Annotated in this window: 9 protein-coding genes; 2 read left to right on the top strand and 7 right to left on the bottom strand. The window is 66.0% G+C overall.

The window, feature by feature from the left end; translation table 11 throughout:
• Positions 1 to 26 precede the first annotated feature (26 nt).
• The 7 genes from mmsB to PSEMAI1_RS0112860 all read right to left on the bottom strand — a co-directional run bounded on the left by mmsB (position 27) and on the right by PSEMAI1_RS0112860 (position 9,812).
• On the bottom strand, positions 27 to 914 hold the full coding sequence (mmsB, locus tag PSEMAI1_RS0112890; protein WP_024303272.1) for a 3-hydroxyisobutyrate dehydrogenase: 888 nt from the start codon (positions 912 to 914) through the stop codon (positions 27 to 29).
• Positions 915 to 1,096: 182 nt separating this feature from the next.
• Positions 1,097 to 2,221: an enoyl-CoA hydratase/isomerase family protein gene (locus tag PSEMAI1_RS0112885; RefSeq protein WP_024303271.1), complete on the bottom strand. Its 1,125-nt coding sequence runs from the start codon at positions 2,219 to 2,221 to the stop codon at positions 1,097 to 1,099.
• A gap of 25 nt (positions 2,222 to 2,246) precedes the next feature.
• Positions 2,247 to 3,029 (bottom strand): enoyl-CoA hydratase, encoded by a 783-nt coding sequence (locus tag PSEMAI1_RS0112880; protein ID WP_024303270.1) that lies wholly within the window; start codon positions 3,027 to 3,029, stop codon positions 2,247 to 2,249.
• A 176-nt stretch (positions 3,030 to 3,205) separates the two neighbouring features.
• Positions 3,206 to 4,366 carry an acyl-CoA dehydrogenase family protein gene (locus PSEMAI1_RS0112875; RefSeq protein WP_024303269.1) on the bottom strand — a complete coding sequence of 387 codons (1,161 nt, stop codon included), beginning with the start codon at positions 4,364 to 4,366 and terminating at the stop codon, positions 3,206 to 3,208.
• A gap of 239 nt (positions 4,367 to 4,605) precedes the next feature.
• On the bottom strand, positions 4,606 to 6,105 hold the full coding sequence (locus tag PSEMAI1_RS0112870) for a CoA-acylating methylmalonate-semialdehyde dehydrogenase (protein WP_024303268.1): 1,500 nt from the start codon (positions 6,103 to 6,105) through the stop codon (positions 4,606 to 4,608).
• 399 nt (positions 6,106 to 6,504) lie between these two features.
• Positions 6,505 to 7,353: a 3-hydroxybutyryl-CoA dehydrogenase gene (locus PSEMAI1_RS0112865; RefSeq protein WP_024303267.1), complete on the bottom strand. Its 849-nt coding sequence runs from the start codon at positions 7,351 to 7,353 to the stop codon at positions 6,505 to 6,507.
• A gap of 224 nt (positions 7,354 to 7,577) precedes the next feature.
• Positions 7,578 to 9,812 (bottom strand): HDOD domain-containing protein, encoded by a 2,235-nt coding sequence (locus PSEMAI1_RS0112860; protein WP_024303266.1) that lies wholly within the window; start codon positions 9,810 to 9,812, stop codon positions 7,578 to 7,580.
• Between the two features lie 258 nt (positions 9,813 to 10,070).
• On the opposite strand from PSEMAI1_RS0112860, the gene cysD reads away from it, so the two are divergent.
• A complete protein-coding gene (gene cysD / locus PSEMAI1_RS0112855) occupies positions 10,071 to 10,985 on the top strand; it encodes a sulfate adenylyltransferase subunit CysD (RefSeq protein ID WP_024303265.1) in 915 nt (304 codons plus the stop codon).
• An 86-nt stretch (positions 10,986 to 11,071) separates the two neighbouring features.
• Positions 11,072 to 12,508, top strand: coding sequence for a sulfate adenylyltransferase subunit CysN (gene cysN, locus PSEMAI1_RS0112850; RefSeq protein ID WP_024303264.1), 1,437 nt, complete (start codon positions 11,072 to 11,074; stop codon positions 12,506 to 12,508).
• Positions 12,509 to 12,515 lie beyond the last annotated feature (7 nt).

Raw genomic sequence — 12,515 nt, 5'->3', positions numbered from 1 at the left:
TTGGCGTGCAGCGGGCGGGCCGTTGCTCAGTCGCGGTAGAAGTGCTTGAGGATGCTGGAAAAATCCAGCTTGCCGTGCCCCTCGGCGACGTGTTCCTCGTACAGGTTGCGCGCCAGCGCGCCAAGCGGGTTGGCGGCATGGCAGGCCAGCGCCGCCTGTTCGGCCAGGCCCAGGTCCTTCAGCATCAGCTCCGCCATGAAGCCGCCGCTGTAGCCGCGGCTCGCCGGGACGTTTTCCATCACGCCGGGCCAGGGGTTGTACAGTTCCAGCGCCCAGTTGCGGCCGGAGCTCTTGGCCATGATCTCGGACAGCACCTTGGGATCGAGACCGCTCTTGACGCCCAGCGCCAGCGCCTCGGCGGTGCCGGCCATCAGGATGCCGAGCATCATGTTGTTGCAGATCTTGGCGCTCTGGCCGGCACCGTGGCCGCCGGCGAGGAACACGTTCTTGCCCATGGCCTCGAACAGCGGCCGGGCTTGTTCGAGGTCGGCCGCCTCGCCGCCGACGATGAAGGTCAGCGTGCCGGCGGCGGCGCCGGCGGTGCCGCCCGATACCGGGGCGTCGAGCATGCGCAGCCCGGCGGCGAGCGCGGCCTCGGCCACCTTGACGGCGCTGGCGGCGGCGATGGTGCTGCAGTCGATCACCAGCGTGCCCTTGGGCAGCCGGGCGATGAGGCCGTTCTCGCCGAGGTACAGGCCCTCGACGTGATGGCTGGCCGGCAGCATCGACAGCACGATGTCGGCGCCGGCGACGCAATCGGCGGCGCTCGTTGCCACCTTGGCGCCGGCTTCCGCCAGCTTTTGCATCGCGTCGGCCGAGAGGTCGAACACCGTGAGCGAAAAGCCCTTGCGGACGAGGTTGAGGGCCATCGGCCCGCCCATGTTGCCGAGGCCGATGAAAGAAATGTGTGTCATGGCTGTCTCCTTGCACCCCTTTCATTAGGCGGCTGCGCCTTTGCATTTTGAGTGCCGGCAGTGCGCGGAATCCTCATGTACTTCGTGTACATTCCGGTTCCTGTGCGCTGGCGGCCCTCAACCTGCTTTGGCTCGCTCGCCTACTGAAACGGGTTCTTAACTTTATTGGTAATTGATACAACTCAGCCCAGTGCCGCCAGCGGATGTTCGCCGTCACTCCACGGCGTGGCGAAGTGGCTGTCCACCCAGGCCTGGTCGACCTCGACCAGGGTCTTGCGGCTCCACTGCGGCTGGCGGTCCTTGTCCACCAGCAGCGCGCGCACGCCTTCGCGGAAGTCGGGCTTGCTGCAGAAGTTGACCGACAGAATCAGTTCCATGCGCAGCGCTTCGGCCAGCGACAGGTGCTTGGCGCGGCGGTAGATCTCCCAGGTGACGGCGGCCGAGCTCGGGCTGCCGTGGGCGAAGCTGTGCGCCGCCGCCTGCAGCCAGGGGTCGTCGAAGCGGGTTTCGGTCAGGGCCTGCGCCACGGCGGCGAGGCTGCCGCGGTTCATCAGGCGGTGGATGGCGACCAGCTGGCGCTCGACGTTGGACATCGGCAGGGCGGCGTGGGTCCCGCATTCCATCTCGTTGAGCAGGGCGGTGACGGCGGCGTGGTTGCTCGATATCGTGTCAGCCCAGTCGGTGGCCGCGAGCCGGGACAGCAGCTCGGGGTAGCCGTCCAGCGCGACGACGTGGTCGGCCAGGTTGACGATCAGCGCGTCGTGGGCGTTGAGCGGCGCGCCGGTCAGGCCGAGGAACAGCCCGAGCTTGGCCGGCATGCGCTGCAGGAACCAGCTGCCGGCCACGTCCGGGTACAGGCCGATGGTGATTTCCGGCATGGCGATGCGCGTGGCCGGGGTGGCGACGCGGTGGCTGACGCCGACCATCAGCCCGAGCCCGCCGCCCATGACGATGCCGTGGCCCCAGACAATGACCGGTTTGGGATAGGTGTGCAGGCGATGGTCGAGGGTGTATTCCTCGCGGAAGAAGGTCACCACTTCGGGGATCGGTCCGTCGCCGCGATGTTCCAGGATCGCGTCGCGCACCGCGCGCACGTCGCCGCCGGCGCAGAACGCCCGTTCGCCGGCGCCGCGCAGCAGCACGCAGGCGATGGCGTCGTCCGCCGCCCAGCGCTGCAGCTGCGCGTCGAGCAGGCGGATCATGCCCAGCGTCAGCGCATTGAGGGATTTCTCGGCGTTGAGCGTGGCGATGCCGATGCGCCGGCCGTTGGTGCTGTTCAGTTCGTCAAACACGACTTCGTCGGTCATGATGGTGTTCCTTTCGGCCAACTTGTCAGGCATTTTTCCACTGCGGCGGGCGCTTCTCCAGGAAGGCCGTCACGCCTTCGCGCTGGTCTTGGGTGTCGAACAGCTTGATGAAGCGCTCGCGTTCGTGGATCAGGTTGTACGACGGCGGCTCGATGCGGGCGCGCTGCACCAGCGTCTTGCATGCGGTGACCGACGAGGGCGACTGGCGCGCCACCTTCTCGGCCAGCGCCAGCGCGGCGGCGCGGGCCTGTCCCTTGCCGACCACTTCCTCCACCAGCCCGATGCGCAGCGCGGTGGCGGCGTCCACCCGTTCGCCGCACAGGATCATGCGCTTGGCCCAGCCTTCTCCTACCAGCCAGGGCAACAGCTGGGTGCCGCCGGCGCAGGGCAGCAGGCCGACGGCGGCTTCCGGCAGCGCGAGCTGGGCTTGCTCCTCGGCGATGCGGATGTCGCAGGCCAGCGCGCATTCCAGCCCGCCGCCCATGGCGTAGCCGTTGATGGCGGCGATGCTGACGCCACGAAACGCCGAGAGCGCCTCGAAGGCCTCGCCGAACAGCATGGTCATCTCGGTGGCGACGGCCTTGTCGCCGTCGGCGAACAAGGTGAGGTCGGCGCCGGCCGAGAAGAACTTCTCGCCGGAACCGATGATCACCAGCGCGTAGATATCGCGATCGGCGTTCAGGTCCGCCACCAGCGCCTTGAGCGCGGAAAGGCTCGCATGATTCCAGGTGTTGGCGGGTGGGTTGGCGATGGTCACCAGCGCGGTGTGGCCGTGTTTTTCGACGTCGAGATGGGCGTAGTTTGGCAAGATGTTCTCCTTGTTGTTGGCTGTGTCCCTGTGTCGTCTGCCGGTGGGCGGGTTTCTCCGAGCATGCCCGGTATGCGGGATGGGCGGAAGTGCCCAGAGCTGGAACCCCTCGGGGACGAGGGATGGGGATCGCCGTGCGCCACCCATCCCGTGGTGCTTTCGCTCCGGCCTGGCGCTCAGCGCAGCGTGTCCAGCGCGCCATCCTTCATCAGATGGCGGGCCACGATCATGCGCATGACTTCGTTGGTGCCCTCCAGGATCTGGTGCACGCGCAGGTCGCGCACGTGGCGCTCGAGCGGGAAGTCCTTCAGGTAGCCGTAACCGCCGAAGAGCTGCAGCGCCTGGTTGGCGACGTTGAAGCTCAGGTCGGTGGCCAGGCGCTTGGCCATGGCGCAGTAGGCGGTGGCGTCGGGGCTGCCGCTGTCGAGCTTCCACGCCGCCAGGCGCACCATCTGCCGCGCGGCGATGAGCTCGGTCAGCATGTCGGCGAGCTTGAACTGCACCGTCTGGAACTCGGCCAGCGGCTGGCCGAACTGCTGGCGCTCCTGCACGTAGCGTTGCGCGGCATTGAGTGCCGCCTGGGCGGTGCCGACGGCGCAGGTGGCGATGTTGATGCGCCCGCCGTCCAGCCCCTTCATGGCGAAGGTGAAGCCCTGGCCTTCCTCGCCCAGCAGGTTCTCGGCCGGAATCTCGACGTTGTCGAAGGTGACGGCACGCGTGGGCTGGCTGTTCCAGCCCATCTTCTTCTCCTTCTTGCCGTACTGCACTCCAGGGGCGTCGGCCGGCACCACGAAGGCCGACACGCCTTTCGGGCCCGGGCCGCCGGTGCGCGCCATCACCACCAGCACCTCGGTGCTGCCGGCGCCGGAGATGAACATCTTGGAGCCGTTGAGCACATAGACGTCGCCCTTCTTCTCGGCGTGGGTCTTCAGCGAGGCGGCGTCGGAACCGGCGCCCGGTTCGGTCAGGCAGTAGCTGCCGAGCTTGTCGCCCGCCACCATCTGCGGCACCCAGCGCTCGGCCACGGCGGGTTTGGCGAAGCTCGCGATCATCCAGCTCACCATGTTGTGGATGGTGAGGTAGGCGGCGGTGGAGGTGCAGCCGGCGGCGAGCTCCTCGAACACGATGGCGGCGTCGAGGCGGCTGAGCCCCAGCCCGCCGTAGGCTTCCGGCGTGTAGAGTCCGAGGAAGCCCATCTCGCCGGCGCGGCGGATCACGTCGAGCGGGAAGACTTCATGTTCGTCCCACTCCGCGGCGTGCGGCGCCAGCTCGTGCGCGGCGAAAGCGCGCGCGGCATCCTGAAAGGCGATCTGTTGTTCGGTCAGAGCAAAGTCCATGTTTCGGCCAATCCTGTCTGGCCCGCCGGGTAGGCGGGCGGATGTCGATGTGCGGTGCGTCCAGGGTGGTGAACGTACCGCCCTGAGAGCCGCTCACAATACCCTGCTGGCGTTGTTGCGCTCGCGTGCGAATCTTTGATTCGCCCAGCAAGCACGTGCCGTACTGCCTGTACTGTCTGCGGCAGCGCGCCTAGCCCGCATCGCTACGCTGGGTTTTGCTAGCGGCTCTTGATGGTTTGTCAGTGCAGCGAAATCGTCGTATTCACCTTGCCGCTCGAGGCGGCGTCGTCGAACCAGCGGCTGGTGATGGTCTTGGTCTGGGTATAGAACAGGATCACCTGTTTGCCGTAAGGCCCCAAGTCGCCGAGTTTCGAACCGCGCGAGCCAGTGAACGAGAACAAGGGCACCGGCACCGGGATCGGCACGTTGATGCCGACCTGGCCGACGTCGATCTCCTCCTGGAACTTGCGTGCCGCCGCGCCGCTCTGGGTGAAGATGGCGGTACCGTTGCCGTGCGGGTTGGCGTTGATCAGCGCGATGGCGTCGTCGAGCGAATCGGCCGCCACCAGGCACAGCACCGGCCCGAAGATTTCCTGGTCGTAGATCGCCATGCCGGGTTCGACGCCGGAGAAGATGGTCGGGCCGACGAAGTTGCCCTGTTCATGGCCGGGCACCTGCACGTGGCGGCCGTCCAGCTCGAGTTTCGCGCCTTGCTCGATACCCTTGGCGATCAGCCCCTCGACGCGCGCGCGCGCCGCACCGGAAATCAGCGGTCCCAGATCCGGGTTGTCCTGGCCCGGGCCGACCTTGAGCGCACGGGCCTTGGCCACCAGCTCGGGTATCCAGTTCTGCGCCTCGCCCACCAGGATCGCTACCGAGATCGCCATGCAACGCTGGCCGGCGGCGCCGAAGCCGGCCCCGACCAGCTGGTTCAATGCCTGCTCCTTGTTGGCGTCGGGCAGCACGATGGCGTGGTTCTTGGCGCCCATCATGCACTGCACGCGCTTGCCGGCCTGGCTCGCGCGCTGGTAGACGTGGGTGCCGACAGGGGTCGAGCCGACGAAGGACAATGCCTTGATGTCCGGGTGGTCGCACAGGGCGTCGACCACCGCCGCGCCACCGTGCACCACGTTCAGCACGCCGGCCGGGATGCCGGCTTCCAGCGCCAGTTCCACCAGCCGCATCGTCACCATCGGGTCCTGCTCGGATGGCTTCAGCACGAAGGTGTTGCCGCAGGCGATGGCCATCGGGAACATCCACAGCGGGATCATCGCCGGGAAGTTGAACGGGGTGATGCCGGCGCACACGCCCAGCGGCTGCTGCACGGTGTAGGTGTCGACGCCGCTCGCCACGTTCTCGGCGTGTTCGCCCAGTTGCAGGTTGCCGATGTTGGCGGCGTGCTCGACCACTTCCAGCCCGCGGAACACGTCGCCCTCGGCGTCGGCCAGCGTCTTGCCTTGCTCGGCGGTGAGGATGGCGGCGAGTTCCTTCATGTGTTCGCGGATCAGCTGCTGGTATTTGAGGAAGATGCGGGCGCGCGCGCCGATCGGCGTCTTCTTCCAGCTCTGGAACGCGGTCTTGGCGGCGGCCACGGCGGCGGCGACTTCCTCCGGCGTGGCCATCGGCACCCGCGCCAGCACTTCTTGCGTGGCCGGGTTGACCACGTCGCGCCAGTCGCTCGTCTTCGACTCGACGAACTCGCCGTTGATCAGCAGCTTGATGGTGGGAAGGTGGCTCATGGTGCTATCTCCTGATGTTGTGACAGCCGCTGCGGTGATTGCATTGGCCGCAGGCTTTTCTTTAATCGTAGTCGCCGGGGCGGAGATCATTTTCCTGATCTGCCGGGCGGCGGGAGCGGTTCTGGCATGGGAGCCGCTTCCTGGCGCGAACGCGGCGTCATCCTGGTGGGCGACGGGACCGGTACGGACCCAGCGTCGGCACAGCCAGGGCGGGGTATGACATGGCGTCCAGTAGCCTGATTACCTTTACGTAAAGGTAATGCTTTCTCGTTAAACTAAGCAAGCGCTTGGTTTTTTGCAAGGGCTTTGTGGGCCGACCGGCGAGAGGAAAAAACCGGCTGTTGTGCTTCCGTCACACCCGGCGGGCGGGTGTGACGGGGATTATAGGTAATGCGCTGATTAATAAGAGTAAAAGCCTTTTCCGCTCTTGCGCCCGAGCCGGCCGGCCGCCACCATCTGCGCCAGCAGCGGGCAGGCGCGGTACTTGCTGTCACGGAATTCGTCGTGAAGGATGTTCATGATGGCAAGGCAGGTATCCAGCCCGATCAGGTCGGCCAGCGCCAGCGGGCCGATCGGGTGGTTCATGCCGAGTTTCATCACCGTGTCGATGTCCTCGGCGCTGGCCAGGTTCTCGTACAGCGCGAACACGGCCTCGTTGATCATCGGCATCAGGATGCGATTGGAGACGAAGCCCGGGCCGTCCTTCACCGTCACCGGCGTCTTGCCCAGCTCCACGGCCAGCGCGTGCACCTGCTGGTGGGTGGCGTCGTCAGTCTGCAAGGCGCGGATGATCTCCACCAGCGGCATCAGCGGCACCGGGTTCATGAAATGCATGCCGACCACCCGTTCCGGGCGCTCGACCCAGGCGGCGATGCGGGTCAGCGAGATGGACGAGGTGTTCGAGGCCAGGATGGCCTCGGCCGGCAGGAGGCGCGCCAGCTCGCGGAAGATACTCTCCTTGATCGTGGCGTTCTCGGTGGCGGCTTCCACCACCAGCTCACAGCCGGCCAGGGCGGCCAGGCTGCCGGCGGTGGCGATGTTGGACAGGGTGAGGGCAGTGTCGGCCGGGCTGAGCAAGGCTTTCTTTTCCAGCTTGGCCAGGCTCGCGCGGATGGCGGCGAGCCCGTTTTCCAGCGCCTGCGGCGAGGTATCGACCATCGTGACCTGAAAGCCATGTCGGGCGAACGTCTGGGTGATGCCGTTGCCCATGGTGCCGGCGCCGATCACGCCGATGCGGGTAATTGCCATGATGCCTCCTTGTGGGATGTGCCCACCAACATAGTGTAACGTTTACGTAAACGTCAATATGCGTCGTCGCGAAAACGTCTTGCATGCCTTCTTCAGGATAGGTGTATTTCAGCACCCCGCGAGCGGCGCATCTTCGCGCGAGGCTCGCCGGGCATGGCGGGGCAGCATGGCCGGATGGCCGATCCTGCCGCCGCCGGCCGGTGCGGCATTCTCGCCACGCCGATTCACCCGCCGGCCTGTTTCTGGCGTATCGCCAGCAGCGCCTGGTTGCGCAGCGCCTTGAGCAGGTTCAGCGTTTCCGCGTCGGGCTTCAGGCTGTGGGCGCGCTGCCGCTCGCCGTACAGGCAGCCGATCGGCTTGTTCTCCAGCACCAGCGGCAGGATCAGGAAGGTCTCCGCCGGCGTGGTGCGGCGGAACCACTCCGGGATGCGGCCGGCGATATTGGGCGCGTTGACGTCCTCGATCAGGATGTCGGCGTTGCGCTCGAGCGCAACGCGGAACACGTTGGCCGGCTCCTGCAGGCTGAAACGGAAGCACGGAATCAGTTCGCCGATGCGCTCGCCGAAGCCGAAGCGCGCCACCATCTGGCCGAGCCGCGGGTCGCGCGTGCACAGCAGCACATGCTCGAAGGGCATGGCGCGGAACAGCGTTTCCAGCACCGTCTGCAACAGCTCGTTCAGGTTGAACGGAGCGAGCAGGGCATGGGTGATTTCCTGTATGCCGGCGCTGAGCAGGCGCTGGCTGCTGGCGCTGGCCGGTTCGAGGGCGGCGGCCGGTTCCAGCATCAGGTCGAGCTCCAGTTCCAGCGGGCGGTTCGACAATACGGCCTGTATGTCGGGCCGCGGCGGCGTGCCAACGCGCTTGGTGCCGGCCAGCAAGGGCGTGCTGCGCAGGCGGGTGAGGAAGCTGTCGGGGCGGGCCGTGATGCCGATGGAGTCGACATGTTCATCGAATGCCCTCAGCGCCTCGCGCAGATGCCCGATGACCTTGTCGGCGTTCAGCGGCAGCACGCGCTGGTAGCGTTCCAGCAAGGTTTCCAGCGCCTGGCGCGGGTTGCTGCCGGGGGCCTGCGCCAGCCGCGTCAGCTCGGCCGCGAGGTTGGCCAGGATGCACAGCCGGCCTGCGGCCCCCGCCGGCGGCCGGATCGGCCCGGCCGGCAGCAGCTCCATGCTCTGCACGATGCGTTCCGGGAAGCTCCAGTGTTCGGCCACGCCCATGCCCAGCGCGGCGAAGTCCAGCCCCAGCGTGTGAATGGCCGCCTGCGTCAGGCTCAGGCCGTTCTCCACCTTGAGGTCGATCAGTCGGCTCTCTTCACGGAAGTAGAAGCGGCAGAGCAGTTCGCCCAGGTGGTGGAACATGCCGCAGATCAGCGCTTCTTCGCTGTCGCCGGCGGGGCCGTCCTGCGCCAGTTCGCGCGTCAGCAGGCCGCAGAAGAAGGTGCGCAGCGCGGTGTCCTTGAGGGCGGCGGCGTGCACCTTGTTGTGCATGTGCTCGAACAGCAGCAGCGTGATCGCCAGGTTGCGGATGGTGTCGAAGCCGAGGATGACGATGGCGCGCGACACCGTGCTGACCGCGCCGCCGAAGTGGCTGTAGTGCACCGAATTGACCACCCGCAGCAGCTTGTTGGTCAGCGAGAAGTCCTGCAGGATGATTTCCGCCAGCTCCTGCACCCGGCCGGTATTCTCCTCGCTGACCTGGTTGATGGCCTGGATGGCCTGGGACAGGGCGGGGAAGTCGGATGAAACGCGCATGCGTTCCAGCAGGTTGTCCCAGGCGGTCGGGTTGGCGCTGCCCTTGATGAAGCGGTGCTGGCTGGTCAGCCAGGCCTGCAGCGCGGCGAGCAGCGAGGCGGCGTCGGCAAAACCCTGCCCCGGTGCGCTCTCCAGCGCGCCGGCGACGATGGATTCCAGCTCCTCGTCGATCAGCGGGTTCAACTGCCGCAGGGGCGTGGAACAGGGCGGCTGGCCGGTCAGCAACTGGTGCAGGATGCCGCCCAGTGCGTTCAGGTCGCGCTGGCGCATGCGCGGCAAGCCGCTGGCCGGCGGGGCCGGCAGCAGTCCGAGCCCGATCAGGTGCGGTTTGCGCTCGTCGTCGAGCAGCACGTGTTCCAGGTTGAGCCAGCCGTGCACCAGGCCTCGCGCGTGGGCATGCATCAGGGAGCCCAACAGCTCGCAGCACAGCGCGACCGCCTCCTTGGCCGGCAGCACGCCCGATTCGGCCAAGAGGCGCGCCAGCGGATGCCAGGCCGGCAGATCGTAGTGCCACAGGCAGAGGCCGTCGTGGTGTTCCTGATCGCTCGGCGGGGCGATGCCGGGGTGTTTCAGCGCGGCGGCCGGGAAATCGGGGACGGTCAGTTTCTGGGGCAAGGACAAGGTGTGGCGGGCCGTACCCTCAATGGTGGCCGGTGCCGTGGCCGGCCGGGCGGTGTCGTGGCGCAGGATCGGTGCGGTTGGTTGCATTCTTTTCTCCCCCGCAGACTATATAAGCAATCCGCCGTCTCGGGACAACTTTTCCTCGCGCCATTTTGTGGGCGGTTGCCGGTGTGGCGGCTATATGTCTGGTTATACAGTTTTTTCTGTCTAATAGAGCATATTGATATATCCATTCGGTTTTGCCTGGCTAGGGGGCTTCCGGTAGATTGGCGTCAAATGGCAGGCGGGTGTGCCGTCTGCACGCAGGAACAGAACTGGCCACGTGCCAACAGCGGGCGGAGCAAGATGACTATCAGTGAAGCAAGACTGACTCACCTCAAACAACTGGAAGCGGAGTCGATCCATATCATTCGCGAAGTGGCGGCGGAATTCGAGAACCCGGTGATGCTGTACTCCATCGGCAAGGACTCGGCGGTGATGCTGCACCTCGCGCTCAAGGCGTTCTACCCGGGCAAGCCGCCGTTCCCGCTGCTGCATGTCGATACCACCTGGAAATTCCGCGACATGATCGAATTCCGCGACCGCATGGCGGAGAAGGTCGGCATGAAGCTCCTGGTGCACACCAACGAAGAAGGGCGGGCCGCCAACATCAACCCGTTCGACCACGGCAGCGCCAAGTACACCGACGTGATGAAGACCGAAGCCCTGAAGCAGGCGCTGAACAAGTACAAGTTCGATGCCGCCTTCGGCGGAGCGCGCCGCGACGAGGAGAAGTCGCGTGCCAAGGAGCGCGTCTATTCGTTCCGCGACAAGAACCACCGCTGGGATCCGAAAAACCAGCGTCCGGAACTCTGGAACATCTACAACAGCAAGATCAACAAGGGCGAGAGCATCCGCGTGTTCCCGCTGTCCAACTGGACCGAGCTGGACATCTGGCAGTACATCTACCTCGAAAACATCGAGATCGTGCCGCTCTATTTTGCCAAGCCGCGCCCGGTGGTGAACCGCGACGGCATGCTGGTGATGGTCGACGACGAGCGCCTGCCGCTCAAGCCGGGCGAAGTGCCGGAAATGCGCAGCGTGCGCTTCCGCACCCTGGGCTGTTACCCGCTGACCGGCGCGGTCGAGTCGGAAGCGGCCACGCTGCCGGAAATCATCCAGGAAATGCTGCTGACCACCACCTCCGAGCGCCAGGGCCGCCTGATCGACCACGACCAGGCCGGTTCGATGGAGAAGAAGAAGATGGAAGGCTACTTCTAAGCCGGTCCTGAACAGCTTGTCGCGAATACCGCGTGCCGACGTGAACGCCCCCGGCCTCACGCCGGCCGAAGATGACGGAACACACCATGTCTCACCAATCCGAACTGATTGCCAGCGATATCCTGGCCTATCTCAAACAGCACGAAAACAAGGACCTGCTGCGCTTCATCACCTGTGGCAACGTCGATGACGGCAAGTCCACGCTGATCGGCCGCCTGCTGCACGACTCCAAGCTGATCTTCGAAGACCAGCTCGCCGCGATCCAGAAGGACAGCAAGAAGTACAACACCACCGACGACGACATCGACCTCGCCTTGCTGGTCGACGGCCTGCAGGCCGAGCGCGAGCAGGGCATCACCATCGACGTCGCCTACCGCTATTTCTCCACCGAGAAGCGCAAGTTCATCATCGCCGACTGCCCGGGCCACGAGCAGTACACCCGCAACATGGCTACCGGCGCCTCCACCTCGGACCTGGCGGTGATCCTGATCGATGCCCGCCGCGGCGTGCAGACGCAGACCCGCCGCCACAGTTACATCGTGAGCCAGCTCGGCATCCGTCACGTCATCGTCGCCATCAACAAGATGGACCTGGTCGACTTCAGCCAGGAGGTGTTCGACAAGATTCGCGACGATTACCTCGCTTTCGCCGAGCACCTGTCGATCCCGGACATCCGTTTCGTGCCGATCTCGGCGCTGCGTGGCGACAACGTGGTGAAGCCGAGCGAGCGCGCTCCGTGGTACGACGGCGCCACCTTCATGCAGCTGCTGGAGTCGGTCGAGCTGTCGCACGACAACGCGCTCGACGCCTTCCGCCTGCCGGTGCAGTACGTCAACCGCCCGAACCTGGACTTCCGCGGCTTTTGCGGCACCATCGCCGCCGGCCGCGTGCACCCGGGCGACGAGATCACCGTGCTGCCGTCGGGCAAGACCAGCAAGGTCAAGGCCATCGTCACCGCCGACGGCGATCTGGCCAGTGCCCACGTTGGCCAAGCCATCACCCTGACGCTGGAAGACGAGATCGACTGCTCGCGCGGCGACATGATCGTGCGCACCGGCGAGGCCGCGCCGCAGGTGTCGGCCGCCTTCGACGCGCACATCGTGTGGATGAACGAAACCCCGCTGCAGGTCGGCAAGGAGTACGCCTTCAAGCTGGCCGGCAAGAACGTGTTCGGCCGCGTCGAGCACATCCTGCACCGCGTCGACGTCAACACCATGGAGCAGTTCGCCGCCGACGAGCTGAAGCTCAACGAGTTCGGCCTGTGCCGCGTCGTCGTCAACGCCCCGGTGGTGTTCGACGCCTACCGCCAGTGCCGCGGCAGCGGCAGCCTGATCGTCATCGACCGCCTGTCCAACGCCACCGCCGGCGCCGGCATGATCATCGGCGCGGCGCAGAGCGACAGCAGCGCGCACGAAGCCAACGACCTGGCGCGCCTGCGTGCCTTCGAACTGGAGCTCAACGCGCTGGTGCGCAAGTACTTCCCGCACTGGGAGGCCAAGGACATCAGCCAGCTGCTGAAGTAAGCCCGGC

The organism is Pseudogulbenkiania sp. MAI-1, from assembly GCF_000527175.1.
Lineage (GTDB): Bacteria > Pseudomonadota > Gammaproteobacteria > Burkholderiales > Chromobacteriaceae > Pseudogulbenkiania.
This window is presented reverse-complemented; position numbering and strand designations above follow the sequence as displayed.